At 66.1% G+C, this 26816-nt stretch carries 26 protein-coding genes; 10 read left to right on the top strand and 16 right to left on the bottom strand.

Translation table 11 applies throughout. The features are described from left to right. Window positions 1-31 precede the first annotated feature (31 nt). Complete coding sequence (locus MFF24_RS08015) at window positions 32-634, top strand: LOG family protein (protein ID WP_166061131.1); 603 nt, start codon at window positions 32-34, stop codon at window positions 632-634. Beyond that, on the top strand, window positions 634-1425 hold the full coding sequence (locus MFF24_RS08010) for a class I SAM-dependent methyltransferase (protein ID WP_238223795.1): 792 nt from the start codon (window positions 634-636) through the stop codon (window positions 1423-1425). Before MFF24_RS08015 ends, MFF24_RS08010 begins: the two co-directional genes overlap by 1 nt. A gap of 171 nt (window positions 1426-1596) precedes the next feature. On the opposite strand, the gene MFF24_RS08005 is transcribed toward MFF24_RS08010, so the two are convergent. Continuing rightward, the gene (locus MFF24_RS08005; protein WP_238223793.1) at window positions 1597-3372 is read right to left on the bottom strand and encodes a methyl-accepting chemotaxis protein; all 1776 of its coding nucleotides are present in this window, start codon (window positions 3370-3372) and stop codon (window positions 1597-1599) included. Between the two features lie 682 nt (window positions 3373-4054). Continuing rightward, complete coding sequence (cysS, locus tag MFF24_RS08000) at window positions 4055-5443, bottom strand: cysteine--tRNA ligase (RefSeq protein WP_238223791.1); 1389 nt, start codon at window positions 5441-5443, stop codon at window positions 4055-4057. A 327-nt stretch (window positions 5444-5770) separates the two neighbouring features. Here cysS and MFF24_RS07995 point away from each other — a divergent pair, with 327 nt between their 5' ends. Beyond that, window positions 5771-6097: a hypothetical protein gene (locus MFF24_RS07995; protein ID WP_108942611.1), complete on the top strand. Its 327-nt coding sequence runs from the start codon at window positions 5771-5773 to the stop codon at window positions 6095-6097. A 29-nt stretch (window positions 6098-6126) separates the two neighbouring features. Here the strand turns inward: MFF24_RS07995 and MFF24_RS07990 are convergent, their stop codons facing one another. Continuing rightward, window positions 6127-6672, bottom strand: a complete 546-nt coding sequence (locus MFF24_RS07990) for a CreA family protein (RefSeq protein ID WP_133088913.1) — start codon at window positions 6670-6672, stop codon at window positions 6127-6129. 165 nt (window positions 6673-6837) lie between these two features. Here MFF24_RS07990 and MFF24_RS07985 point away from each other — a divergent pair, with 165 nt between their 5' ends. The 5 genes from MFF24_RS07985 (at window position 6838) to MFF24_RS07965 (ending at window position 12846) form a co-directional block, all read left to right on the top strand. Continuing rightward, on the top strand, window positions 6838-7830 hold the full coding sequence (locus MFF24_RS07985; RefSeq protein WP_238224107.1) for a DUF2865 domain-containing protein: 993 nt from the start codon (window positions 6838-6840) through the stop codon (window positions 7828-7830). Between the two features lie 160 nt (window positions 7831-7990). Beyond that, entirely contained in the window at window positions 7991-10078 is a 2088-nt protein-coding gene (locus MFF24_RS07980) for an OmpA family protein (RefSeq protein ID WP_238223790.1), read from the top strand. A gap of 76 nt (window positions 10079-10154) precedes the next feature. Then, window positions 10155-11378, top strand: a complete 1224-nt coding sequence (locus MFF24_RS07975; protein ID WP_238223788.1) for an MFS transporter — start codon at window positions 10155-10157, stop codon at window positions 11376-11378. 203 nt (window positions 11379-11581) lie between these two features. Continuing rightward, on the top strand, window positions 11582-12070 hold the full coding sequence (locus MFF24_RS07970) for a VOC family protein (RefSeq protein ID WP_238223785.1): 489 nt from the start codon (window positions 11582-11584) through the stop codon (window positions 12068-12070). Then, window positions 12067-12846, top strand: coding sequence for a class I SAM-dependent methyltransferase (locus MFF24_RS07965; protein ID WP_238223784.1), 780 nt, complete (start codon window positions 12067-12069; stop codon window positions 12844-12846). Before MFF24_RS07970 ends, MFF24_RS07965 begins: the two co-directional genes overlap by 4 nt. A gap of 98 nt (window positions 12847-12944) precedes the next feature. Here the strand turns inward: MFF24_RS07965 and gltX are convergent, their stop codons facing one another. The 5 genes from gltX to MFF24_RS07940 are packed head-to-tail and all read right to left on the bottom strand — an operon-like array spanning window position 12945 to window position 18097. Next, the gene (gltX, locus tag MFF24_RS07960; RefSeq protein ID WP_238223782.1) at window positions 12945-14294 is read right to left on the bottom strand and encodes a glutamate--tRNA ligase; all 1350 of its coding nucleotides are present in this window, start codon (window positions 14292-14294) and stop codon (window positions 12945-12947) included. A gap of 56 nt (window positions 14295-14350) precedes the next feature. Continuing rightward, window positions 14351-15430: an efflux RND transporter periplasmic adaptor subunit gene (locus tag MFF24_RS07955; RefSeq protein ID WP_238223780.1), complete on the bottom strand. Its 1080-nt coding sequence runs from the start codon at window positions 15428-15430 to the stop codon at window positions 14351-14353. Then, a complete protein-coding gene (locus MFF24_RS07950; protein ID WP_108942619.1) occupies window positions 15427-15621 on the bottom strand; it encodes a DUF1656 domain-containing protein in 195 nt (64 codons plus the stop codon). The genes MFF24_RS07955 and MFF24_RS07950 overlap by 4 nt, the downstream gene beginning before the upstream one ends. Window positions 15622-15629: 8 nt before the next feature. Next, window positions 15630-17666 carry an FUSC family protein gene (locus MFF24_RS07945; protein WP_238223779.1) on the bottom strand — a complete coding sequence of 679 codons (2037 nt, stop codon included), beginning with the start codon at window positions 17664-17666 and terminating at the stop codon, window positions 15630-15632. Then, a complete protein-coding gene (locus MFF24_RS07940; protein WP_108942621.1) occupies window positions 17663-18097 on the bottom strand; it encodes a DUF4345 domain-containing protein in 435 nt (144 codons plus the stop codon). Before MFF24_RS07940 ends, MFF24_RS07945 begins: the two co-directional genes overlap by 4 nt. A gap of 399 nt (window positions 18098-18496) precedes the next feature. On the opposite strand from MFF24_RS07940, the gene MFF24_RS07935 reads away from it, so the two are divergent. Then, window positions 18497-20278, top strand: coding sequence for a tyrosine-type recombinase/integrase (locus tag MFF24_RS07935; protein ID WP_238223778.1), 1782 nt, complete (start codon window positions 18497-18499; stop codon window positions 20276-20278). Window positions 20279-20300: 22 nt separating this feature from the next. Here the strand turns inward: MFF24_RS07935 and MFF24_RS07930 are convergent, their stop codons facing one another. From MFF24_RS07930 to MFF24_RS07920, 3 genes are all read right to left on the bottom strand, one after another. Then, window positions 20301-20486, bottom strand: coding sequence for a hypothetical protein (locus MFF24_RS07930; RefSeq protein ID WP_238223777.1), 186 nt, complete (start codon window positions 20484-20486; stop codon window positions 20301-20303). Window positions 20487-20497: 11 nt separating this feature from the next. Further along, window positions 20498-20710, bottom strand: a complete 213-nt coding sequence (locus MFF24_RS07925; protein ID WP_238223776.1) for a hypothetical protein — start codon at window positions 20708-20710, stop codon at window positions 20498-20500. A gap of 666 nt (window positions 20711-21376) precedes the next feature. Then, on the bottom strand, window positions 21377-22567 hold the full coding sequence (locus MFF24_RS07920) for a hypothetical protein (protein ID WP_238223775.1): 1191 nt from the start codon (window positions 22565-22567) through the stop codon (window positions 21377-21379). A gap of 588 nt (window positions 22568-23155) precedes the next feature. Here MFF24_RS07920 and MFF24_RS07915 point away from each other — a divergent pair. Next, window positions 23156-23713, top strand: coding sequence for a recombinase family protein (locus tag MFF24_RS07915; RefSeq protein ID WP_238223773.1), 558 nt, complete (start codon window positions 23156-23158; stop codon window positions 23711-23713). 534 nt (window positions 23714-24247) lie between these two features. On the opposite strand, the gene MFF24_RS07910 is transcribed toward MFF24_RS07915, so the two are convergent. The 5 genes from MFF24_RS07910 to MFF24_RS07890 form a co-directional block, all read right to left on the bottom strand. Continuing rightward, window positions 24248-24727, bottom strand: coding sequence for a hypothetical protein (locus MFF24_RS07910; protein WP_238223771.1), 480 nt, complete (start codon window positions 24725-24727; stop codon window positions 24248-24250). Window positions 24728-24756: 29 nt separating this feature from the next. Then, window positions 24757-25053, bottom strand: a complete 297-nt coding sequence (locus MFF24_RS07905) for a hypothetical protein (RefSeq protein ID WP_238223769.1) — start codon at window positions 25051-25053, stop codon at window positions 24757-24759. Between the two features lie 97 nt (window positions 25054-25150). Further along, a complete protein-coding gene (locus MFF24_RS07900; RefSeq protein WP_238223762.1) occupies window positions 25151-25336 on the bottom strand; it encodes a hypothetical protein in 186 nt (61 codons plus the stop codon). Then, window positions 25326-25499, bottom strand: coding sequence for a hypothetical protein (locus MFF24_RS07895; RefSeq protein ID WP_238223761.1), 174 nt, complete (start codon window positions 25497-25499; stop codon window positions 25326-25328). Before MFF24_RS07895 ends, MFF24_RS07900 begins: the two co-directional genes overlap by 11 nt. A gap of 1161 nt (window positions 25500-26660) precedes the next feature. Continuing rightward, window positions 26661-26816: transposase (locus MFF24_RS07890; RefSeq protein WP_238224102.1), on the bottom strand; the 156-nt coding region annotated here is incomplete at its 5' end.

Genomic DNA, 26816 nt, shown 5'->3' with positions numbered 1-26816 from the left:
CATCCCTCGATCGCCGCCGGGGAGACGCGTGATGGCCCAGCTCACCTCCGTCTGTGTCTATTGCGGATCCGGCTTCGGCGGCGATCCGGCCTTCGCCGACGCCGCGCGCCGGCTCGGCACCGCGCTCGCCCGCGCGGGCGTCAAGCTCGTCTATGGCGGCGGCAATGTCGGCCTGATGGGCACCGTCGCGGGCGCGACGCTCGATGCGGGCGGCACCGTCACCGGCATCATCCCCGACTTCCTGAAATCGCGCGAGCGCATGCTCGACGCGGTGCAGGAGACCATCGTCGTCTCCGACATGCATACCCGCAAGCGGCTGATGTTCGACCGGGCCGACGCCTTCGTCGCCCTGCCCGGCGGCATCGGCACGCTGGAGGAACTGGTCGAGCAGCTCACCTGGGCGCAGCTCGGCCAGCACCGCAAGCCGATCCTGCTGCTCTCGGTGAACGGCTTCTGGGACCCGCTGATCACTCTGATCGACCATATGCGCACCCACGGTTTCATCCGCGAGGGCCTCGACCTGAACTACCTCGTCGGCGAAGATCCCGACCGTGTGGTGGAGACGCTGAGCGAGGTTCTGGCCCGGTCGGAGCCGGCGCCGCTGGCGGACGAACTGATCGAGAAGCGCTTCTGATGACGGCATTGGTCGAGCCCGGACACACCATCGCCGGCGAGCACCGGGGTGAGCATTACGGGTCGGTGCTGGCCAAGCTCTCCCGCAACGCCGCGGTTCGGCGCTACCTGGAGATCGGCGTCGCCTTCGGCGACATCTTCTCCGGCATCGCCTGCCGACACGGCGTTGCCGTCGATCCGGAGTTCCAGCTCAAGACCAACATCGCGGCCAACAAGGCTCGGGTCTCGCTGTTCCAGGTGATGAGCGACGTTTTCTTCGCGAACCTGAACCTGCGCCGCCACGTCGGCGGCCGGATCGATCTGGCCTTCCTCGACGGCATGCACCTGTTCGAGTTCCTGCTGCGCGACTTCTACAACACCGAGGCGATCTGCCGGCGCGACTCGATCATCGTGATGCACGATTGCCTACCGGTGGCCGCGCCGATGGCCGACCGCGACCCGATGCAGGCCGGCATCCGCGGACGCGGCACCCCGTTCGAGAACTGGTGGACCGGCGACGTCTGGAAGGTGATCCCGATCCTGAAGCGCTACCGGCCGGATCTCGACGTAATGCTGGTGGACGCCGCGCCCACCGGCCTCGTCATCGTCACCGGGCTCGATCCCGCCTCGCGCACGCTCAAGACCCACTACGAGGCGATCGTCGAGGAGTTCTCGCGGCTGCCCAACACGGCCGAGGAGATCGGGCAGGTCTATGCCGAGCACCCGCTCACCTCGACGGAGGAGGCGCTGCGCCGGCTAAGCGGGCGTTCCTACGCCCATGGCGGCGGGTGGCTGCAGCGGTTGAGGGGCTGAGGCCCAGGTTGAGGCCCCAGGACCAGCCCACTCATCTTGGCTCTGTGAAAGGGCCGTGTGCCACCTGACGCGGCCCTCGGGACGGTCCGCATCTGCTCGAGATCGAGCAAGAAGCGGACCTGTGGGTGGTGGTCGATTCGTATCGCGAGCGATAACTCCGAGGAGCGCAGGTCAGGCGGCGCGGACGGTGGCGAGGAAGCGGGCGACCTCCACGCCGAGATGTTCGGACTGCCGTGACAGTTCGGACGCTGCCGACAGGACTTGGCTCGCCGCCGCTCCCGTCTCCTCGGAGGCCTGCGCGACGCTGGTGATGCTGCTGGTCACCGCATTCGTGCCCGTCGAGGCTTGGCTCACATTGCGGACGATCTCCTGAGTCGCCGCGCCCTGTTGCTCCACCGCCGCGGCGATCGAGGTCGCTACGTTGTCGATCTCGCGGATCCGGGTGGTGATGCCGCCGATCGCCGTCACGGCCTGCCCGGTTACACCCTGCACCTCGCCGATCTGACGGGCGATTTCCTCGGTGGCCTTGGCGGTCTGCTCGGCCAAGGCTTTCACTTCCGATGCCACCACGGCAAAGCCGCGACCGGCGCTGCCGGCGCGCGCCGCCTCGATCGTCGCGTTGAGCGCCAGCAGGTTGGTTTGGCTGGCGATGGAGGAGATCATCCCGACCATGTCGCCGATGCGCGACGCGTTCTGACTCAGCGCCCGAACCAAGGTGGCGGTCTCGCCGGCCTCGCCGACCGCCGATTGGGCGAGTTGGGCCGAGCCGGAGACCTGTCGCCCGATCTCTTCGACGGACGAACCCAGCTCCTCGGCCGCGGCCGCGACGGTCTGCACGTTGGCGGCGGCCTCCTCGGCGGCGGCGGCCACGGTGTTGGATTGCGAGGCGGTCTCGGTGGCCGTGGCTGTCATCTGCTGGGCGGTGGCCTGCAACTCAGTGGCGGAGGACGAGACCATCCCGACGATCCCGCCGACCGCCCGCTCGAAGCCGTCGGCGAGCTCGATCATCGTGCGCTTGCGCTCCTGCGCGGCGGCGGCTTCGGCGATCTGCTTGACCTCGGCTTCCTCGGCGGCCTTCCGCGCCACCATGGCCTTGATGCCCTCGACCGCCTTTCCGACCGCGCCGATCTCGTCGCCGCGGGACGCTTCCTTGATGTCCGCATCGGTCTCGCCCTTGGCCATCGTCTCGAGTGCGCCGACCAGACGTCCGAGCGGGCGCGTGAGGAGAACCTTGGCCGATGCGAAGATCACGCCCAGAACCACAATGAGAATGACGACGCCGCCGAGGGCTGTTTCCAGAACACGGGTAAAGATCGGCTGAGAGAACGCCTTGGCCGGCACGTCGAGCAGAAGGGCCCAGGTCGTGTTCATGCCGGGCGCGGCAAAGGGATACACCAACCGGACCGCGCCGTCCGAGCCGTCGGTTAGCACCTGCATCCGGCCGTCGCCGATGGCCGCCTGGATCTCCTGCTCGCCGACGCCGGCATAGGTCTTCATCCGCAGATCGGCTTGGGGAGGGACGATCCATCGGCCCGCGTTCGAGAGGAGCATCACCCGCCCGCCTTCGAACGGGCGCATCGCCGCGACCATGTCGGCCATCTTTTGCAGGCTGATATCGACACCTGCGGCACCGACGGTCGTACCCTTGATCCTGAGAGGCACGGTGATCGAGGTCACGACATCGCCCATACCGGTCGTATAGGGTTCGATGAGCACACTCATGCCGGATGTAATCGACGCGGCGTACCATTGCTTGGCGGGGTCGACGGTGAATGTCGACAGCTCCAGGTTTCCCGAGTCCGCTCGGGTCCAGTACGGGGCGAAGAGACCTTTGTCGTTGGTGCTGTCCGTTCCGGCAAACCGCTTTCCGGCGCGACCATCGACGGTGTCGGAGATCCAGGCTCCGAACAAATTGGGATAGTCAGCGAGGAGCGCCCTGGTCGCCACGATGACATCGGATCTTTTGGCGTTGCCGCCTTCTGCATAACCCGCGAGCGTGGCTGCCAGCGATCTGCCGGCCGACATCGCCTCGGTAAGGTGGACCGAAACCTGCCCGGCTGTGCTCGCGGCCTTCTCGCTCGCGAGCGTCAGAATTTCCGTGTTCGTGCGTTCAGCAGCTTTCCATCCGGCAAAGCCTGTAAAGCCGATAAGCGTCAGGCTGACGGCAGATCCTGCGATCGCCATAAGTTTGTTGGACAGGCGGCGAGTTATAATATTCGGGATCATCAAATTTGCCCAGGAGCCAAATCCGCATCTGACATTTGGTGATCTAAATTAAGTTTGTGTAAAAAATGAATTGGGACGGACGAATATTAAGTCGTGCCGATGGTTGCTTTTCAGACATAAAAGGTCGTTTTTGGACAAGCATACGGTATCCGGAGTGCCGTTCGCGCGATGTGCGGCACGCCATCGACTGACTCAAGCCTACGGCTTTTCGAAAGAGACTTCCCGGCATCGGCGAAGACGGCGACCGTGCGAGGGCCTATGGTGGGTCGAAGACCAAACTTACGTTTGTAGGATGAGCACCGAAGTTCCGTCGCCGACCCTCAGCCGAGTTCCAGATGGTCGAGACAACGGGGTGGGGTCCGTCGAGACGTGCCCGGCCTGATCAATCAGGTCGGGCAAGGCTCTAGCCCGCCACCGTCCAAGTGGTGCTGCCGTCCTTGTTGTCCTTCACGCTCACGCCCATCGCGGTGAGCGCGTCGCGCACCCGGTCGGAGGCCGCCCAGTCCTTGGCGGCTCGGGCCGCCTTGCGCTCGGCGATCAGCGCCTCGACCCGCGCCACGTCGATGCCGGCCGCGCCGACCCGCTCCGCTTCGCGTTGCGCCTTCGTTGCCGGAAGAAAGCCCATCAGTCCCGCGCCGGCCTTGAGCGCACCCGCGTCCGTGCCGGCCAACCGGTGCAACTCGCCGATGGCGGCCGGCGTGTTCAGGTCGTCGCCGAGCGCCTCGACCACGCCGCCGGGGGCCTGCGCGTCGGGCGCCGCCTCGCCCGCCGCCTCGTACCAGCGGTCGAGCATCCGGTTCGATTCCTCAAGCCCCCGCAGGGTCCAGTCGATCGGCTGCCGATAGTGGGTCTTGAGCATGTTGAGGCGCACGACCTCGCCCGGCCAGTCGTCGAGCACCTGGCGGATGGTGATGAAGTTGCCGAGCGACTTCGACATCTTCTCTCCCTCCACCTGCAGGAAGCCGTTGTGGAGCCAGACATTGGCCATCACGTCGGTGCCGAAGCAGCAGCGGGACTGCGCCACCTCGTTCTCGTGGTGGGGGAAGATCAGGTCGATGCCACCGGCATGGATGTCGAAGGTTTTCCCGAGGTGCTTCCACGACATGGCCGAGCACTCGATGTGCCAGCCGGGCCGGCCGGGTACATCGATCCCGCAAGGGGAAGGCCAGGAGGGTTCGCCCGCCTTCGAGGGCTTCCACAGCACGAAATCTAGCGGCGAGCGCTTGTAGGGCGCAACCTCGACGCGCGCTCCCGCCTCCATCTCGTCGAGCGGACGCTTCGAGAGCGCGCCGTAATCGGGCATGGACGGCACGTCGAAGAGGACATGCCCTTCCGCCACATAGGCGTGGCCGGCCGCGACCAGACCCTCGATCAGCCGGTGCATCTCGGCGATGTGGTCGGTCGCCCGCGGCTCGATGAAGCGTGCCGGGGCGCCCGCCCGGTTCACGTCCTCGGCCATCAGCACGCCGAGGTCGCGGATATCCCGGTGGAACTGCGCCAGCGTGCCGTCGGTAAGCTCGCGGATGGAGATTCCGCGCTCCAGCGCGCGAGCGTTGATCTTGTCGTCCACGTCCGTGACGTTGCGGGCGTAGGTGACGTGCGCCTCGCCGTAGAGATGGCGCAGCAGCCGGAACAGCAGGTCGAAGACGATGATCGGCCGCGCGTTGCCGATATGCGCCGCGTCGTAGACGGTGGGCCCGCAGGCATACATCCGCACCTTCGCCGGATCGATCGGCGCGAAGGCCGTCTTCTCGCGGGTCAGCGTGTTGTAGAGGCGCAACATCGGCGTCATCGACTGCGTTCTGCCGGGATCGCCCGGCCTCCCCTGCGGCGCACGCCGCCCTCGTCGTTTGTCGTTGCGGCGCAGCGCTTTCCGCCGGCCGGCTTGTGGCCGCGAACAGTGGCGCTGCCACAGTCTCGTCCAAGCCGCCGGCCGCCGCTGTTGCGCCGCCGCGACGGTCGCCGCCACGAGGTTGGGCTACCCCAAAACGGTGATGAATTCGAGAAGGGCGGAGAACCTGCCGCCTCTCAATCGACCGTGGGCGGACCGGCAAGGGTTTGTTTACCGCGCCGTCCGAACACTCCGCACTCGAACGAACCCGTTCACAAGGTCTTCACCATGCGCCGACCGGTCGCCGTCCTTCTCGCCCTCGTTGTCGCCACCGCTGCCCTGCCCGCGCGCGCCGGCACCGAAGCGGCCACGCGCAAATCCGTCGAGAAGACGTTCCTGATCCCGGCCGAGGACGGCTACGGAGTTGGTGAGTGCCTGAGCGGCGGTCCGAGCGAGTGCGGACAGGTCGTCGCCAACGCGTGGTGCGAATCGCAGGGCTTCGCCAGCGCCGCCAATTACGGCGTCGCCGCACAGGACGAGTATACCGGTGCCATCGGCGACGCCGCCCCGGTGAAGAGCGCGCCGCGCCCGCTGCGCATCACCTGCCAGGACTGACGCCGGTCGGGGGCCGAACCGCGGTCGCTCTACTTCACGAAATCCGCGCATTTCGCCGGCGGCTCGGTCCCCCACGGGGCGAGCGGGACGGCGGAGGTGGAGTTCTTGGGCGAGCCCTGGATCACCTTGTCCGAATAGACCATGTAGATCAGGGTGTTGCGCTTGACGTCGCAGCCGCGCACGATCTGCATCGACTTGAAGATCAGCGAGCGGCGCTCGCTGAACACAACCTCGCCCTGCTTGAACTTGTCCTTGAACTGGACCGGGCCGACCTGCCGGCAGGCGAGCGAGATGTCCGAGACATCTTCCGCCATCCCGAGCGTGCCCTTGATGCCGCCCTTCTCGGGCTGTGTGTACCAGCAGGCGATTCCGGCCACCGCCGGGTCGTCGATGCCGTAGACCACGAGCTTGTCGTTGGGGGTCAGCGGCCGCCACACCGTGGACTTGTCGAAGATCCGGTCGGGCTCCTGCGCCAGGGCCGGCGCGGCCGAGCCGAGGCAGAGGATGATGCCTGCCGCCAATCCGGCCGCCGCCTTCCGACCGCGATCCCCATTGGTGCCCGTGAGCCACATCATCGACGCAATCCCCTCAAAGCTTGGCCGCAGAGACATGGTGTCTCTGTCCCGAAAGGGCGAGGGGCTTTAACACATGTCGACGATCGCTTGTGCCGCAACGTGCGGCCCGGCATCCTCTCCGTCCTCCCCCGCGACCTCCTGCCCGAAATCCCCAGCATCCGCACCATGCCGATGATCGGAACGCAGTTTCGCCGCGTGCTCGCGCTCGCCGCGCTCATTCTGGCTACGGCGTCGCCGGCCGCGGCCGCGCCCGATGTGTGGGCCTGCCAGCGCTATCGCACGGAGCTCGCCAACCTCAACGCGAGCGCCTCGACCGCCTCCGCGCTGCAGAGCGAGGTCGCGCGGCTGCAGACCTACTATCGCAGCCTCAATTGCGAGGGCGGCAAGTTCCTGTTCTTCGATACGCGCCCCCCGCAATGCGGGGCCGTCGAAGCGCGGATCCGCTCGCTCAACGCCACCTATGGCGGGGGCGACGGCGAGGTGGTGGCCGCCCGCCGGAGGCAGCTCATTGCAGCGGTGTCGAGCGCCTGCACCGGCCTGATCCCCGGCGAGGGCCAGGAGGGACAGGTCGCCGGCAACCAGACCGCCCGCGGCGGCGCGCAGGTGATCTGCGTGAAGACCTGCGACGGATCCTACTTCCCGATGGCGAACCTGCCCGACGGGCGCGGGGGGGCCGACGAGATGTGCCAGGCGCTCTGCCCCGGCACCGAGGCGGTGGCCTACTCGATGCCGCACGGCGACGAGGCGCTGAAGTACGCCGCCACGATCAAGGGCAACCGCGCCTACACGGCGTTGCCGGCCGCCTTCAAGTTCCGCAAGAGCTTCACGGCGGACTGCTCCTGCAAGCGGGAGGGCCAGAGCTGGGCGCAATCGCTCGCCAAGGCCGAGAGCATGCTGGTGCGGCACAAGGGCGACATCTTCGTCACACCGATGACGGCCGAGAGGCTCTCGCGGGCGCCAAAGGTGCGCCTCACCCTCGTCGGGCGGGCCGACCGGACGGCGGCGAGCCTCGCGGCCGACGCGGCCAACCGTGAAAGCGCGGTGCAGCTTTCGAAGGAGTCTGATGAGCAGACCGGCTCGGCCAGCGAGACGCGCAGCGGCATCCGCGTCATCGTCCCGAGCCTCCTCCCGCCTCCGCCGCTGACACCCGTCCCGTAGGCGACGCCGCGGCGGTTGGGCAGGCTTATCGGCCGGGAAAGAGCATAGAAAATCCCTCTGTCTCGACCAGTCTCCGTCGCTCTTCGACGGGAATGGAAAGGGAACCAATCCGGTCCAACCGTGTTCGGAACCGCCGATTGCGTTTCACGAGGCTGACTTCATGCGGATGACCCGCTCACTGCTCCTGGCCGGCACGATGCTGCCGGCGCTCGTCCTGTCCGACCTGTCTCTGGCGCGGTCGCTCGGCGACGGTGGGCGGATCGAGCTTGCACAGCGCGAGAACGACGGTGAGGGACCACGCGGTGGCGGCCGCGGACCCGGCGGTCCGGGTGCGCCGGGCGGCGCTGGTCCGGCCGAGCGGGGTGGCGTGGAGCGCGGCGGACCGCCGGCACGGGAGCGGCCGGATCGACCCGAGCGGCCGGAGAGGCCGGAGCCGCGTCAGGCGCCCGCCGGCCGTGAGCGACCGGAGCCCGCTGAACGTCCGGCCCGTCCCGAGCGGCCGGCGCCTCAGGAACGACAGGAGCGTCCCGAGCGTCAGGAGCGCCCCGAGCGCCCGCCGGCGCCCGCTCAGAGGCCGGATCGATCCGACGAGCGCCCAACCCCGCCCGCTGCCCGCGAGCGGACTCCCGATCGCGAGGCGCCCGCCCGCCGCGAAGCGCCCGAGCGCGAGGCACCGGCCCGACGCGATGCGCCGGATCGGCCGGACCGTGATGGCGCCGACCGTCCGGCCCGGCCCGCCGGCCGCGATCGCGACACCGACCGCCCCGACGCCGCGCCGAGCCAGCGCCGAGCCCCGGAGGCGCCGACGCCACCCTCGTCGGAGCGCCCAACCCGTCCGACGCCGCCTTCCGTCCCGAACCCATCCGCTCCCGAGACGGCACCGAACCAGAGGCCCGGCGTTCCCGGGCGCCCAGTGGCGCCGAACGCGCAGCAGCCCGCCCGTCCGGATCAGCCAACGCCGCCGACGGCGGCCCAACCCGATGCTGCCCGCGAGGCTCCCGGTGGGCGCACAGCGCCGAACCAGCAGCCGGGTGTTCCCGGTCGTCCGGTTCAGCCCCCCGGCACGCCCACCGATTCTACGGCGCCGACCCAGCTCGACAGAGGCTCGGATCAGCGCGGCCTCGATGATCGCCGCGACGGTGAGCGGCGCGATGGCGACCGGCGTGGCGACCGGTTCGATCGCCGTGACGACGATCGTCGCGATGATCGGCGTGATGACCGCAGGGACGATGACCGGCGCGGCGACCGCACCGATCGCCGCGACCGCTTCAACGTTCCCGGCACGCCCGCCTACGTGCCTGGCGGCTTCCGTGACGACGATTATCGCGTGCGCGACTACGACACGATCCGCCGCGATCGCCGCGAGTACGACGTCGGTGGCCGCACCTATTACCGCGAGCCGGGCCGCATCATCGTGCGCGACCGCGACACGACCTACATCCGCCACGATGAGAACGAGCGCTTCCGCACGATCTACGGTGAGCGCGGCTACCGCAGCGAGCGCCGCGGCGGCGAGATCTACAGCTACGTCGACAGCCCGGCGGGCGGCCAGATCATAACCGTGGTGGACGACGACGGCCGGCTGCTGCGCCGGTCCCGCCGCACCCGCGACGGGCGCGAGGTGATCCTCATCAACAACGCCTATGGCGGCGCGCCCCGTCCGATCTACGAGGACGTGGTGGAACTGCCGCCGCCCGACATCCGCATCCCGCGCGACCGTTACGTGGTCGATTACGATGGGGCCGACGCGCGCACCGTCTACGAGACCTTATCCGCGCCGCCCGTGCAGAAGCTCGACCGGCGCTACACCCTGGATCAGGTGCGCTACAGCCCGCAGCTTCGGGCACGGATGCCGTCGGTGGACATCAACACCATCACCTTCGACACCGGCTCGTTCACGGTCACGCCCGATCAGGCCAAGCGCCTCTCCACCATCGCCGAGGCGATCAACCGGACGATCAAGGACAACCCGCAGGAGGTCTTCCTGATCGAGGGCTACACCGACGCGGTCGGCTCAGACATCGACAACCTCTCACTGTCCGATCGCCGGGCCCAGTCGGTGGCCGCGGTTCTCACGCAAAACTTCCAGGTGCCGCCGGAGAACCTGACCACGCAGGGCTACGGCGAGCAGTATCTGAAGGTGAACACGCAGGAGGCCAACCGCGAGAACCGCCGCGTCACCGTCCGCCGCATCACCCCGCTGCTGCAGCAGCAGGCGGAGGGGCAACAGCCCGCGGCGCCGCGTTAACGGACGCTCTTGACCCTCCCCCACCTGCGGCGCAGGTGGGGGATGTTACGCGTGGGCTTGAGAGCACGGGACGGCGATGGCGGACGACAGCGACCGGTTCATCGAGGCCGGGACGCCGACCTTCCGCCGGGCGACACTCGCCCTGTTCGCGGCGGGCTTCTCCACCTTCGCGGTGCTCTACGGCGTCCAGCCTTTGCTGCCGGTCTTTCACGACACGTTCGATGTCTCCCCGGCCGAGAGCAGCCTCGCGCTGTCATTGCCCTGCGCCACGCTCGCGGTCTCGCTCCTGATCGTCAGCCCGCTGTCCGAGGTCTGGGGACGCAAGCGGGTGATGGCGGCCTCGCTGTTCGCCTCTGCGCTCCTCACCATCGGCGCCGTCCTGATGCCGAGCTGGCACGGCTTCCTCGTGCTGCGGGCGCTCACCGGCATCGCCGCGAGCGGCCTGCCGGCCGTGGCCATGGCCTATCTCAGCGAGGAGATGCACGGGCGGGCCATCGGCCTGTCGATGGGGCTCCTCATCGGCGGCAACGCGCTCGGCGGGATGGTCGGGCGGCTGCTCGCGGGCGTGATCGCCGACCACGCCTCCTGGCGCTGGGGCCTCGGGATCATCGGCGTGCTGGCGCTGTTCGCAGCCCTCGCCTTCCAGTTCGCCCTGCCGGCCTCCCGCCACTTCCTTGCCCACCGCATGCGCTGGCGCGAGGTGCCCGGCACCTTCACCCACCATTTCCGCGATGCCGGCCTGCCCTGGCTGTTCGTCGAGCCGTTCCTGCTGATGGGCGGCTTCGTCTGCGTCTACAACTATATCGGCTTCCGCCTGCTCGAACCGCCCTTCTCGCTGAGCCAGACGGTGATCGGCCTGATCTTCGTGGTCTACCTCGCGGGCACGGCGAGTTCCGCCATCACCGGCCACGTCGCCGGAGTGCTGGGGCGGCGCAAGGTGCTGTGGCTGGCGATTCTGTTCGGCATTGGCGGCATTGCGCTCACGCTCGCCGACAACCTCGTCCTCATCATCTCTGGCATCGTCGTCGTCACGGTCAGCTTCTTCGGCGCGCATTCGGTGGCGTCGAGCTGGGTCGGGCGACGGGCCTTCAGCGACCGGGCGCAGGCCTCGGCGATCTATCTCTGCATGTACTATCTCGGCTCGTCCCTACTCGGCACGGCGGGCGGCTGGTTCTTCCAGCATTACGGCTGGCCTGGCGTTGCGGGGTTCTTCGGCAGCCTCTACGTGGCTGCGCTCCTCATCGCGCTGCGCCTGACGCGGCTCGCGCCGCTCCCACCCGCCGGCGGGCCGGCCGTGTGATCCGGCTTCCGGCGAATTGATCGATTCAATCCCACTTCCGTCATCTCGGACACCGGTCAGCGAATCCGAAGGGCGGCGAGAAGGGACCGGAGGGCGTTCATCGAATGGTCCGGCGGCGGTCGGAGCCCCGCGAGCGAGCACGCCGACGATTGAATTTCGGCGACTGCGGCCGTTATCCTGCCGGCGGAGAGGGAGAGCCCGGCATGGCCCACGTCAGCACCTGTCTCTGGTTCGGCAAGGACGCGGAAGCGGCCGTACGCCTTTATGTGTCTCTCGTGCCCGATTCGCGCATCGTCCACGTCCAGCCTGCGCCGGGGCCCTGGCCAGGCGGCGAGGCCGGCGAGCCAATTCTGATCGTCTTCACCCTCGGCGGTCAGAGTTTTCAGGCGCTGAACGGCGGCGCGCCGGCCGATTATGGGACCGCGGCGTCGATCTCGGTCACCTGCCGGGATCAGGCCGAGGTCGACCGCCTGTGGTCGGCGCTCACCGCCGAGGGCGGTGCCGAGATCGCTTGCGGCTGGCTGCGCGACCGCTGGGGCGTGCCCTGGCAGATCGTGCCGGAGAGGCTGCCGCGCCTCCTCGCCGATCCCGATCCGGAGGTGGCGGCCCGCGTCTTCACCGCCATGCAGGGCATGGTGAAGCTCGATGTCGCGGCGCTCGAACGCGCCGCCGAGGGAGGAGCGTTGCCGTGACCGCCGCTTTGAGCCACGACGCCCATACGGAAAAGCAGTTCGGAGCCCGCGCCGCCGATTACGTTGCGAGCGCGGTCCATGCCGCGGGAGAGGACCTCGCGGCACTGGCCCGCTTCGGTGCCCTCCCCCATTCCGCCGTGCTCGATCTCGGCTGCGGTGGCGGCCACGTCACCTACGCGGTGGCTCCGCATGTCCGCGCCGTCACCGCTCTCGACCTGTCGCAGGCGATGCTCGACGCCGTCTCCGCCGAGGCGCGGCGCCGTGGACTGACGAATGTCACCACGCGGCAGGCCAGCGTCGAGGCGCTCCCCTTCGCCGATGCGAGTCTCGACTGCGTGCTGTCGCGCTACAGCGCTCACCATTGGGCCGACGTGACGGCTGCCCTGCGGGAGGCGCACCGGGTGCTCGCACCCGGCGGCCGCCTCGGCCTCGTCGATGTCGTGCATCCGGGGCCGCCGCTGCTCGACACCCATCTCCAGGCTTGGGAATTGCTGCGCGATCCGTCCCACGTGCGCGATTACGGCGAGGCGGAGTGGCGCGCGATGCTGGCGCAGGCGGGTTTCGTGCCCGGCGCCGACCGGCGCTGGCGGGTGCGCATGGATTTTCCGTCCTGGGTCGCGCGCATGGGTACGCCCGGGCCGAGCATCGCGGCGATCCGCGCACTTCAGTCCGGCGCCCCCGAGCCGGTGCGGTCGCATTTCGCGATCGAGGAGGACGGCAGCTTCACGCTCGACGTGATGATGATCGAGGCCGAGCCCGACGGCGTCTCGGATTAGAGCATCGTCCCGAAAGGTCGTCGCCGGCTTTCGGAAAAAGATGATGCAAAAACAAATGCCTAAGGCTCTGCCCTCGCTCGGATATCCAGGATGAAGCTCTAGGCAGCTTCGCCGCTCAGCCGCCGTACCGCTCGTGCCCGTCCGATCAGCGGGAGCAATCCGGCGAGATCCGGCCCGTGGTCGAGGCCGGTCAGCGCGAGGCGCAGCGGCATGAACAGGGCGCGGCCCTTGGCGCCGGTCTCGGCCTTCACCGCATCGGTCCAGGCCTTCCACGTCCCGGCGCCGAAGGGCGCTTCCGGCAGCAGGCGGGCGGCCGTCGCGATGAAATCAGGCTCGGCGATGACGGGCGTCACCGGTCCGTTCACCACCCGCCACCATTCGGCGGCGTCCGAGACGCGGCCGAGATTGGCCCGCACCGCGAGCCAGAAGGCTTCCGCCTGATCGGCCGGGACACCGAGGGCAGCGAGCCGCGCGCGGACGTCGTCGAACGGCATGTCGTGAACGAGGCGGGCATTCATCCCGTCGAGTTCGGCCGGGTCGAACCGGGCCGGCGCGCGCGAGAGGTGGGCGAGATCGACGAGCCCCGCCAATTCGTCGAGCGAAGCGATCGGGCGTACGGCCTCGGCCGAGCCGGTCAGCACCGCGAGCGAGCGCACGGCGGCGGCCTCGTAACCGGCCTCGCGCAGGGAGCGCAGAGAGAGGTGGCCAAGGCGTTTCGACAGCCCCTCCCCGTCCGCGGTGGTCAGCAGGTTGTGGTGGCCGAAGGCCGGCACCGACGCGCCGAGCGCCTCGAAGAGCTGCACCTGCACGCCGGTATTCGTGACGTGATCCTCGCCGCGGATCACGTGGGTGACGCCGACCTCCGCGTCGTCCACGACGGAGGGGAGCGTGTAGAGATAGCTCCCGTCGGCCCGCACCAGCACGGGATCGGAGAGCGAGGCGCAATCGACGTGGCTCTCGCCGCGGACGAGGTCGTCCCAGGCGACGACACGATGATCGAGCTTGAAGCGCCAGTGTGGGCGCCGGCCCTCGGCCTCCAGGGCGGCGCGCTCGGCCTCGGTCAGGGCGAGCGCTGCGCGGTCGTAGATCGGTGGCAGGCCGCGGCCGAGCTGGCGCTTGCGGCGGCGGTCCAGCTCCTCCGGCGTCTCGTAGCAGGGGTAGAGCCGGCCCGCCGCCTTCAGCCGCTCCGCCGCCGCGTCGTAGAGCGCGGTGCGATCGCTCTGGCGGAAGAACAGGTCCGGTTCGATGCCGAGCCAGCCGAGATCCTCGGACGCGGCGGTGGCGAATTCCTCCGTCGAGCGTTCCCGGTCGGTGTCGTCGAGCCGCAGCAGGAACCGACCGCCCTCGCGGCGGGCGAACAGCGCGTTCAGCAGTGCCGGCCGGGCATTGCCGATATGCAGGAAGCCGGTCGGCGAGGGGGCGAAGCGGACGAGGGGAGAGGCGGCCATGCCGCCGCCTTACCCAATTTTTTCGGGTATCGCACCGTCCGCGCGCCGCCGTGGCCTCAGTTCTTGCCCTCGGTGCCGGGCTGCGCCCCGTCCGCTCGGCCGAAGAGCCAGCCGCGCAGCGACGCGACCCAGTCCGGCTGGCCCCCACGCCCGTCGCCGACGACCACGGTCGCGGTCATGCCCGCGACCAGGGTCACCTCCGGCGGCACGTGGTCGATGCGGATGCGCACCGGGACCCGTTGAGCGAGCCGTACCCAGGTGTAAACCGGATCGACGTTCGGCAGCCCCTGCGTGCTCGTCGCGGCGTTGGCGGTCGAGATGCCGAGCGTCAGGCTCTCCACCGTGCCCCGCAGCGGCGCGCCGTAGCCCATCAGCGCCATCTCGGCGGGGGCTCCGGGGCGGATATGGGCCATCTTCGTCTCTTCGAAATAGCCGTCGACCCAGAAAGAATCGGTGTCGATCACCCGGATGTTGGCGGTGCCGGTCTGGGCGTAGTCGCCGACCCGCAAGAGCAGGTTGGTCACGCGGCCGTTGACCGTCGAGCGCACCTGCGTGCGCTCTAGATTCTTCTTCGCCTGTGAGAGCTGCGACCGGGCTGTTTCCAGTGCGGCCTCCGCGATCTTGGCGGTGCCGGCAAACTGCTGTTTCTCCTCGACCGAGGTCGAGACGGTGGAGAGCGCCGCGCGCCGGGCCGATTGCGCCTGCTTCACCGAGAGGTCGGCCTCGCGGTTCTTGATCTCAGCCTCGGCCGAGACCACGGCCTCCTGATAGTCGAACGGATCGATGACGTAGAGGACGTCGCCCTTCTTGACCTCTTGGTTGTCGGTGACCCGCAACTCGACGACGGTACCGGCCACCTGCGGAGCGAGGTTGACCACCTGCACCCGCACCCGCCCGTCGCGGGTCCAGGGGGCGGTCACGTAGAACTGCCACACCACGTAAGCCGCCACCGCGGCGAAGGCGAGGATGAGGCCGGTGGCCGCCAGCCGCAGAAGGCGGCCCCCGTACCGGCGTCGGCCGGAAACGGACTTGGCGCCGGCCCTTGGCCCGCGCTGCGGCTCGTCGGAGAGTGCGTCATCGGGCGGGAGTTGCCCCCGGTTCCGGTCGTCGGCGCCTGCTTCGTCCTCGCGCTTCACAGCAGCACCACCACGATTGCGAGCAGGCAGACATAGATCCCGGCTTCCGCCAACGGCGCGTTGGCGACGTAGCGCCCGAACCGGATCCGGCGAAACACGACCCGCAGCCCCACGAGCAACGCGAAGGCGATCAGTGCGTAGGCGACGAAGGGCGAGACCAGGATCCCGCCGATGGTGAGTTCGTGTTGCATGGCTGCGGTCAGGAATTGAGAACGAAGAGACGGCGGAAGAAGCGTCCGTGCCCCCGCATAACGCGCGAAGCGGTCGCGAGGTCGGTCACGGCGCGGGCGAGCTGCAGGCGGATCGCGCGGTCGTGGCGCTTCGCCTCGCCGATCAGAGCGTGCGCCGTGCGGTCGAGGTCAGCCGGGCGGCCCGAGGCGAGCGCCTTTCGTGTCTCAGCGACCAGAGGGACGAGGCCGCCGATCTCGCTCAGGGTGCGCAGTTGCGCGTGGGCCCGCGCGGCGGCGGCTTCCAACTGCGCCACGGCGAAGGCGTGGTGCAAGCTCGCCCGGCGCACCGCGCCGCTGCCGGAATTCCAGGCTGAGAACTGAAACAGTCGGTCGGCATTGAGGCTGGTGCGGGTGGTGGCGTCGCCGCCTGCCCCCGTCAGCGCCTCGGCGAGGTCGCGGCGGGCTTCCTCGAGGGCGAAGGCACGGTGCTGCGATGCCGAGATCGGCAGGACGAGGCGGATCGTCAGGAACAGGATCACCGCGGCGGCGACGACCAGCAGCGCGTTCATGAGGAAGGTCTGCGGATCGTAGGATTGCGGGTTGTCCGGCGCCATCAGGACCGGCGTGAACACCAGGGTGATGAAGCCGATGGTGAAGCTCGGCGGGTGCAGCGAGACGAGGCAGCCGAAGAAGACGACCGGGGCCATGGCGATCGCGAGCAGCGGGAAGCCCTGATTGCCGTTGAGCATCACGAACAGGACGAACCCGGCACAGAGGGCGGCGAGGGGCATCCCGATCAGCACCCCGAGCGCGAATTTGCGCGGATCGGGCGTCACGGAGGACAGGGCGCAGGTCGCCGCCACTTGGACGAGCGCGAAGGTGGCTTGCGGCAGCCCGAGCAGGATGAAGAGCCCCGCCGTGAGGCCGAAGGCGATCATCACCCGCAACGCCGCCCGTAGGGCGACCTGGAAGTCGCGGTGGGTCGGCAGGGCGATATCGCGCAGAGGCGCGTGGCCGTCGGCCAGTGCCCGCGCACCGTCTTCGGCGAAGGTCGCAGCCTCGACGACGTCCAGCGCGCGCTGAAGCGCCATGATCTCGTTGAGCGACGCGCCGGGATCGCGCATCGCCTCGTCCACGAGATCGCGCAGCCTGCCGCCGTCGCGGGCGAGCGCCTCGGCACGAGGCTCCTCGCCTTCCGAGACCGAGCGCAGAGCCAGCGCGTGCGCCTCGCGCACCCGCGGGCCGGTCTCGTCGACACGCGTCAGCGCCGCCGCCAGCGCGCGGCTGGCCGCGGCCAGGACGTAGAGCGCGGCGATGGCGCTGCGGGCGCCCGCGGCCCGGTGGAGGCCGTCGTCGAGTTCGCCGGCGATGGCGCTCGCATCCGCCCGCATCGGCGCGACCTTTCGGATCAGCGCGGCGGTCCGTTCCGGGCCGGGATCGCCCCGGGTCAGGCTCTCGCGGGCGAAGGCCCTGGCCGCCGCATGAGCGTCGGCGAGGCGCGGCAGAAGGGCCTGCCACGTGCTCGGCGAGGCGAGCGCGTCGTTGATGAAGGTGATCGCGACGATGCCGACGGCGATCGCGGCGACGCGACCGATGGCGGCATCGAACACCGTCTGCGGCGCGTCGATATGGGCGATCGCGACGATCGCCACGGTGTAGCCGGCGAGCATCGCCCCGTAGGCGCGGGTATCCTGCAGGAACTGCGCGACGAAGACGCAGAGGCCGAGCCAGCAGGCGAAGCCGAGGAGCAGGAGCACCCGATCCTGCCCGAACAGGCCCATCAGGCCGATGCCGACGATGCCGCCGACGACGGTGCCGAGGAAGCGGTAGCCGGCCTTCGAGAGCGCTTGGCCGCGCTTCGGCTGGGCCAGGATCGCGACGCAGACGGCCGCCGAGGATGCGCTGTCGAGCTGGAGCCAGAACGCGGCGTAGAGCGCCAGCATCATGGCCAGCCAGATCCGGACGGCGAAGGCCCAGGCCGCAGGCTTCGGCACCCAGCTTTCGAGGGTTCCGAGCAGGCGCTCGACCGGAGCCGCCCCGCCGGCGCGCTGCGCCGCTCCCCTCACCCGACGACCTCGGTGCCCGTCACCAGAGCCTGCCTCTCATCACGGGCGAGACGCGCGACCCGCAACTGCCACAGGCAGAGCAGCGGCGTGACGACGAGTTCGAGGGCGAGCGCCGCCAGCATGGTCAGTGACGGAACGCCCGTGAGAGAGAGGCCGAGCAGCCGCGCCAGTCCGCCGAGCACCACCACAAGGGTGAGGAAGCGGAACAGTCTCGACTTGTCCTCGATCCCCGGGACGCAGGTGAAGAACAGGATGCCGATGCCGGTCAGCAGGCCCGATAGATAGCGGAAATGGCTGTCGGCCGAGACGTTGACCGGTGTGCCGCCGCCGATGCCGTCGATGCCGAACAGCACGCCGTAAAGGCCCGCCAGGACCGGGACGACCGCGACGACCGCCACCGTGCGCTGCAGGATGCGCCGTTCACGCTCCATGTCGGTGAGGCTTTCAGTCTACGCTTCGATGCGCTCCCGTGCGGAACCGGCCTTCGCTTCGGCTCGGGAGCGGTTCAGAACAGATCGGCGGGGCAACCCGCACGCCGCCGATCGGTTCACGGGGCGACCTGTCCCGTTAGAGCATCGTCCCGAAAGGCGGCCACCGGTTTTCGGAAAAAAGACGATGCACACACAAGAGGATAGAGCATCGTGCCGGATCTGATATCCAGCACGCTGCTCTCGCGATGCGAGCGGGTGTTGAAGCCCGTCAGGCCTTCTGCTCCTTCAGGCGCTTGACGCACTTGCTGTAAGACTGAAGCTGACACGCTTCAATCCTTTTCGCGATTGAGATATAAGGAGAAATCCGGACCGCGTCCCACCACAGAGCGTTATACAGCCATGCCAGCGGTGTGCCGAACTAGGGCAAAATACCTTGGCCGAAAGGACTCCTCATTCGAGCAGTTCAACGGCCGGGTGCCGGCTGACGTTCGCGAAAAATTGAAAGGCGAGAAGGTCACCATCGTCCTTCCTGCCAGCGGTCTCGACCCTGAGCGTGTCATCACCTTTACCCTTGGTATGTTCGCGAAGGTGAGCCTTCACACGCGGGACCGCAACTCAGGAGACGTTCGCCGGGCAGTCGTTCGTGCCGAGCTTGCCAAGATCTATGACGTGGCGCGGCGTGAGCCGACGCGACTCAGTCAAAGGCAGCGGGTTGCGCTCTCGGGTGAAGCGTACCGGATGATCGTGAAAACATATCGCGATGAACCGGGCACGCCGGAGATGTGGGAGGGATGGAAAGCTCTGACGCGAGCGGCGCTTGAAGGTCGAATCGCCGGGGCTCCGGCTATTCCGACTCATGCTCGCAGCGATGACAGAGCTGCTGCTGCCCTGCTGTTCGGACCGAACTTGACCGAAGGCGTCAACGCGATGGCATCGGCCCCGGCATGGGAGGCCGTAGCTTTGCAACAGCGCTGCGGGATGATCGCCCTTCACGTCCTCCGGCTCAAAGGCATCGAGATCGCCTCGAATCAGCAACTCGACCTGTTGAAGGAGGTCGCTCGCGCTGCCCTTGAGGCAGGTTGGTACTGCAAGCGCATGGCGGGGGGCGACTACCGGCCCGATCCTAACGCCGAACGCTTCCCTGTCTTCGAGGAAACGCCAACCAGGGTGATGGGGGCGGTAACATTCGAGTCGGTCGTCGATCACTGGTTGGAGCACGAGAAGGGTCGCCCATCCTCCGGTGCGAATCGGAAGGTGGCGCTGCAATCCCTCGCGAAGAAACTCGGCCATGACGACATGCTGCGTGTCACGGGTGATGACGTGATGGGGTGGCGCTCCGATCTCATGAACGGCGGTAAACTCGCACCCGGCACGATCAAGACCCGCCTTGCGGATGTACGCGCAAGCTTCTCCTACGCTGCCAAGCGCAAGCTGATTCCGTCGAATCCGTTCGATGGGATCGAAATCGGCTTCAAGGCCGAACGGGTCGGCACGGTCGAGGCACGTCGGCCCTACAGCCCCGATCAGGTGGCGCGGCTTCTCTCCATCTGTGAGCGGGAAACCAAGGCTTATCGGCGGTGGATTCCCCTACTGGCGGCAACGACGGGCGCGCGTGTGGCTGAGATCGCCCAGCTTTGGGGAAAACGGGTTCGACAGGTCGAAGGCGTGTGGCTCTTGGAGATCCGCGCTGCAGAGGACGGCGGATCGTTGAAGACCGCCGAGAGCCGGCGCGACGTGCCACTTCACCCCGAGGTAATCGAACGCGGGTTCCTCCACTTCGTCCGCTCAGTCGGTGAAGGGCCTCTCTTCTACCGCAAGCGCCCCAGCAAGCCGCCCACGAACTCAACTCACCCGAGTCGCTTCATCGGCTCAACGCTCGGAAAGTGGATTCGCTCTCAGGGCTTCACTGATAGAACCCAAGATCCGAACCACGCGTTCAGACACTATTGGAAGACACAAGCGCACCGGCACGGAGTGGATGTGCCGACTGCCGATTATCTGACGGGACACAAATCGCCGGGCATTGGGGCGCAGTATCGGCATATCGCGGAGGATCGAGCGGCACTCGCGGCGGCGATAGCCAAGGTGCCTGTCCCTGTCCTTCCGGTTCGAGCGCGGGCTCCAGTCGAGGAAACGGTGATGGAGGAGCCGATGCCTACGGTGACGCCAACGGTTGGCTGAACGGCAGGAACGCATCCTCGGGCTACGGCACGTCGTTGGCGGTCGATGACTCGATGTAGTCGCAAGCGAGGTCGATCATGCGCCTCACGGTTTCCGCCCGTAAGTCGTGTTCAAGAGCGTAGGCGGTGAGGCTGTTCAGCCATTCAAGCTGATCCTCCCGCATCACGTTCGAGACAGCACAGAGAACGTCGGTCAGGCGGATATGCATATAACCACGGCTTATGATGCCCTCGCCGTCGAGAGGACGCTCATCAGACCAACCAGAACGAGGTCTGTGACGGTATCCGACAAGCGGGCGTTGCCCCATTGTTCGGAGATGTTGCGAATCTGAGCCGCTACAGCCGGGTCGAGGATGATCGGGAGGATGAGATCACCGGAGGGATGCCAAGTCACTTCGGGGTCTATGGTGAGTTGATGTGCAAAGGCTGTCATCACGTATCCTGTTGGAGATGGCGGCATAGCTTGGCCGCGAAGTGCAATTCTCGGCCAGTGAAAGGGCTCACAGGGTCTAGACCAGGCTGAAGCGTCGTAGCCGTTCTCGCGCATCATTCGCCTTGCTGGGCCGATTTGGTTGGGTAGATGCCATAGAGCCGGATGAAGCGACTGTGCCCGGATCGGAATATGCGCGTGGGTGCGTTTGCGCTGCTGATGCCATATCTGGCGCCCGTCTCCGCCGCCGGCATCCACGCTGATGGGACGATCGCTTAGATCTCAATCCAAGACAGTGACTAGTGTCGCTCGGAGGAGTGGCGAACCAGCGAATCAGGCTGCTCTGCCCATTGGTCCGGGCTGCCCGCTCATGGTTGCCGGTAAGATCCCGACAGGATGAGGATAATCTGGACCCCAATCACCTCTCACCTCGATTCGTACTTTGTCTGAAAGCCGGCCTCTCCACCCACAGGAGACGTCGAAGATGCGAAAGGTGCGCGCAAAAAAGGGGTGTGAAAGGAGAAGGAGAGAGAAAAGTCAGTGGGGTTCTTCTTCATATGTAAGACGCTGGCGAAAATACTTGTTTCCCAGCAATCACTTACACGGAAATTATAGCAGTTACTATAATCCGGATCGGTATCTCGGCGACGCCAAAGCTGCCCTATCCGATCAGCCCCGTTTTATAACCGGATCGGCTCCCGTGCGCATGCGCCACGCGTCATTCATGAGTTCGATAATCCGGCTCTCGTGCCGGGCCTTAGCGATGATTTCATCATGAACGGGAAGCGTAACAATGCCCTCCCGACGCGCCTGTCGCGCAACATCCGCCAGGATGACCGCCTTAGTCCGCTGGCAGGTAAGGCCAGTGGAGCGGTAAAAGTGGTCCTGAATCGGCTTGTGACGCTCTTCGAGGGCAGAGAGTAGAGCCGCCGCAGTCGCGCGATCCCGGCCTGTTACTTTGGCTTCGGCCAATTTGTGCGCCATGGCCTCCACCCCTTGCTGCCGAGAGATCGCATTCAAGACGACGAGGAGGCCGACCTTCGCGATATCTCGTTCGAAGCCCGGCAGCTCATACGGATCTCCCTCTAGAGGGATACTGGCCTGTGCGTAGAGCATCCGTGGATGCGAGGCCGAAAAGTCGAGTAGGGCGACCGGTTCGGCGTCGATCGTGATCTGCGCCCGTCGCGCTTTCGGGAGGCTCTGCGACCAATGCCCGTAGGCTCGGCCGCCCTGAGCAAACGAGGCATTGTTGAAGACCCTGTAGAAGACGAAGTCTCCCGTGGTGATCTTGATGGTGATCGGATCCCCGTCGTTGGTTCTATGTGGGACTGATACGAGGCCGTTCTCAGACCAGTCGATGTCGGGTGCTTCAACGCGGATCTCAGATCCTTTGACCGACTCAGTCCACCCCGAGAGATCCGACATCATGCGGCGAGCATCCCTGGTGAGTCGGTACGGAATCAACCGCTTCGCCCCATCCTTCATGATGAGATTCGTGGGTGAACGAACGAGGATGCGCGGAACCACATCGCCCAGAGCCGCGAGCTCGGCCGTCGCGGCGAAGGTGCTCTGCCGACCGCTACCGTCTGAGCGCCAGAAGCCCGGATGAAGCTCCAGAAGCCCGAGACCGGCGACATGATCGACAGCCCGCATCACGTTGGCATAGGTGAAGTCCCGGCCGCCGTACTGGGTCAATCCCGTGTACGAACTGCGATTGCGCGAGTAGGACGTGAGCTGCCCCGCCCGCTGCGCCAGTATTGCTTCGGCGACGACGGACAGAGCAACGCGGTCGACCCCATCATAGCCGGTGGAGGTGAGGCCAACTAGAGCGTCGACGCCCCGCTCCACGTGGCTACGCATGAGGAACGGCCGGTCCCTCATCATGTCACAGTCCCCTTGCGAGGAGCGATGACTCGTATTGATAGCAGGCATTGATCTTGTTCTTCTTTGTTGTGGGGGTGGATAGACTCGAGTGAAAATTAGTTTTCGAAAAAGAGCGAACCCAAATGTGCAGAATAGCTGCAAGAAAAAGGCAGGCAGCTAGACTGAAATTCGAACGAAAAATGGCATGTGGTGTGAAGGGCTTCGCCACCGACCCGGCCTGCTGGCCAAAAAAAATGGGTGGGGTGTCTTTGCGTCACCGTGTGGATCATCTGCGCGTTGGCAGGCCCTGGGCTCGTACCTCGACAGGGGCCGCAGCAACCGGCGCTCGTTGGCGACGACAGGCTTTGCTAGAGCGCTTGGGCTATGCTCCCTGCCCTCGCATCCGGGCTGGTGACTTCACCTGCTCAGCCGTCCACCCTGGCCAAGTCGTTCCAATAGCCCCTGCCCCTGCGGATCGTTCCAACACCCACGAAACTTGGTTCCACAAGAACTGTCTTGCGTTTTGGAACGGCTCAGGCTTCCATTTGTAACAACCTTGTGGAACGACTCGACAGGACCGACGCCATGCTCATTGGCTACGCCCGCACCTCGACCCTGGAACAAGAGGCCGGCTTTGAAGCGCAGGTTCGAGAGCTGACGACTCTCGGGTGCGATCGCATATTCCGGGAGCAGGTTTCGTCTGTTGCGCACCGCGCCCAGCTTGAAGCCGCTCTTGAGTTCGCCCGGCAAGGTGACACCCTCGTGGTGACGAAGCTCGACCGCCTTGCCCGTAGCGTCGTTCACATGGGCAAGATCCTTGAGACCCTAGAGGCGAAAGGCGTGTCCCTCCGCATCGTGGACATGGGCGTAGATAGCTCGACTCCCACCGGACGGCTCATGCTCAACGTGCTCGGAGGCGTGGCTCAGTTCGAGCGTGAGATGATGCTGGAGCGCCAGCGGGAGGGCATCGCCAAGGCCAAGTCAGAGGGCGCCTACAAAGGCCGCAAGCCGACCGCTCGCGCTAAGGCTGATGAGATCAAGGCTCTTGCAGAGCAGGGCCTGAGCATGGGAGCCATCGCGGCCAAGCTGGGCATCGGCAAGGGATCGGTCCACCGCGCCTTGAGTGCACCGAAGGCGGCTTGAACCGTCCAGCCGGTATCCCCACGTCACTTTGATACGACACACGCCCCTGTTGGCGTCCAGATCGATCTGAGAACATCATAGCCCTGCCCTCTTACGGGGGTGGGGTGTTTTGGCATGTCTAGAGCAAACCAGAAGGATCGAGCCGAGAGTAGAGACATAAGGAAATCCTTATATGTCTTTTTGTCTCTGAGGGAGGCAGGATCGACAGGTTTTCCAATCCGAGGACCGAAACATCGTGGATCGCCATAGGCTTGGATGAGACGCCCCCAGATCTGGATCGATCTTCCTCACGTCTCTTGTCCCTGGAGCCGTGCCCGTCTTGAACGCTCCCGATAACTGCCGTCTCCACTCACTGGTTTGTCTTTACCCCTAGTAGGGTTCGAACCAGATGAACTTGAGGATGATCGGCGGCCCGCCAGGATCGTCCTTCCCATATTAAAGCGCCGGCCGGCAGCGGATAAGGCGTTGCCGGACAGCGCTCCGCGACGGACTTCATCCTGGGATGAGGAGAGCCCCGCGTCGCGATCTCAGAATTTAGTCGCCGAGTTCGATCAATGCGCCATCATCAGTGAAGCTATTGCTATTGATCGGCTTTTTGATCTGAGAAGGCGTTGTTGTCGCAGTCTCAGCGGATGCAACCGGGCTCGGATGAGCTAGTCCCAGAGATACCTTGGGTCCATGCGTATGCACGGCCTCGCCGCGTGCAATCCGAGCAAGGTTCGCTAGAACCATGGCGTCGGGCTTGCTGTCCCTGGGCAGGCGTTCGAGAGCGCGGTAAACAAGCTCAGCCATTTCGGCGGTCACTCGTCCCTCTCCCCGGCAGCATGGGCAGGCGAGCTTCGCAGCCCGATTCTCTGCCTCAAAACGTGCCATCTCTGCCGCGTCACGCTCGGCTTGGTGGACCGCTAACTGAGCGCGTTGGACGCGAATGTCCGCCATATCGGCGCGGGCCGCCTGTTTTTCGCGGGTCCGCTTGGTGCGCTCAAGCCATCCGCCCGGGGAACTGAAACTCATGTGAAAATCCTATTTAAATAGCTGATATATCAGCGCAAGGGTGTGATCTTGAGGCCGGCCTCGTTGGTGAGGTATTCGGCTCGTTCAGGATCGGTTCTCCAGAGGATCATCTGGGCAGTTACGTTGTGACCGGGGCCGGAGGCGAACGGATTGGAGTGATCTACGCCCTGCGGGTTGCCGGGCGGCGGTGCGGACTTGAACAGCGTCGGGTTCGAGCGCTGCACATCATCGAGCGCGTCGGAGAGGACGAGGCCGGGAAGGACGGAGCCGCCGCGATCCACCACAGCGAAATCACCATAGCCATCGAGGCGAAGGCAGGGTGCCACTAGAGCTTCGACCTTCTCTGGCTCCTTAGCGCCACGAGACGCAAGTTCAGCGATGACGAGACGTCGGGCGAGAGAGGCCAAGGCCGGATTGCTAACATTACTCATTGCCAGCATCCTTGACGGCCTTAACCTTGCGGAGTTGGGTGACGACGAGTGAACGAGCGTAGGTTGAGGGCTCAAGAGCGTAGGTTTCTGCAATCTCAACCAGCAGTGCATGAAGTTCCTCAGACAGAAGAAGATCGATCTTTTTTGTTTTAGCGTTGCCATACAGCTTATGACGCATTTGCGGTTTCTTTCTTGATGCGGTGGATATTGACTGGATTTCCGATGTTCGATGCCAGTTGGGAGCGAATGTAGGCTCCGACAGGCATCCCGCGCTCGGCGGCTTGGCGCGCCAGCTCCTGGAAAAGCGCCAGGGGCATTCGGAGGTTGAAGTGGCGCTCCATGAAATCTCCCTGTGAAATGCGAAAAGCCGCCCGGTTTCCCAGAGCGGCTTCTGATGTAGTTTTGGCAGTGTGTCAGAGTTCTAGCACAAATCTATCATATTGTCAACTTACATCACCGGACTATACCTCGGATCCGGAGTCGATGTCTCGATTGTACTGCAGCGTGGCATTCGAGGACTCGGGAGCAGGCGTACGAAGCTGGTCGAGAGCCCGGCTGCAGGCGGCCACGGTCGCGTCGTCGCCGTCAACGAGGATGAGCCGCACGAAGTCAAAGAAGTCATCGGACGCTTCCAGTTTTGATCTCAAGCTTGATCTGTCGTGACACGAAATGGTGCCAGTCGAACGATGAGTCAACAGTCAAAAAGCGGCGTTCTATAAGTACACGATCCGATCGCCTGGCTTGCTTTCACGCAAACACTATTGATTTCAGTCGCTAGCGATCCGACATGGGCGCGTGACAGGAGGGACACATGACGAGACAGCGAGAGAAGCCGACGACGAACGCGGCTGAGCGTAGGGCGGTGGAGGTGGTGTTGAATGGCTCTGTTCGCGACCGGCATTCGAACCGGCAAGCGGCAGCGCTGGCAGGCGTCTCGCACCACCTCGTTCAGATCGTGAGGCGGGAACGGGCCATGGAGCGTTGAGCACAAGCGAGAGCGTGCCGGGCAGGTTCGCGATGGGTAACATCCCACAGCCGAAACAGGCTGGACCCAGTTTACGGCTCCGGCGTTAAGCCTCAACAGGAGGCGCCAATGGCCGTTCGAGACCCTTTATCATGGGCTTTGCTGCTGGGCCTTCTCATGACGGGAGGCGCGACCGCACAGGGCATGGCGCTCACAACGCCTCCGGCATCGGACCCGTCGAAGGCTGCGGAGCCTCCAGCCCAACGACCGTGGGCGCTCACCAGCCATGGCGCAATCAGAGACCCCGGCGGCCTGCTGCCCCATCAGGCGACAGGGCCGAAGCGTGAGCGTGTAGTGCGCGATATCTGCATCGGCTGCTAGGCACGATAGGCACTATCAGTCGCTGTCTACGAGCCCGTTCTTCCTTCAGTTTCGTGGTTAGTCGGCAGGCATACACCTTTGAGGCAGAGCCTGATGCTACGCTCTGAGTCCGCATCGGGCGGTGAGCGGAAATCGGGGTCGTGCCTAGGGCCTGTCGTCACCTGAGCCAGTCGAGTGTTGCGGCGAGGCAGAGGACACCGGTGAAGCTGACGGCGGTCTTCTCGTAGCGGGTGGCGACGGCGCGCCACTCTTTGAGGCGCGCCCATAACCGCTCGACGATGTTGCGGTTGTTGTAAGCCCAGTCCGGGCAGGC

Origin of the sequence: Methylorubrum aminovorans (assembly GCF_022179725.1) — a bacterium.
Classification (GTDB): Bacteria; Pseudomonadota; Alphaproteobacteria; order Rhizobiales; family Beijerinckiaceae; genus Methylobacterium; species Methylobacterium aminovorans.
The sequence above is the reverse complement of the archived record's forward strand: the minus strand, read 5'-3'. Positions and strand labels throughout refer to the sequence as shown.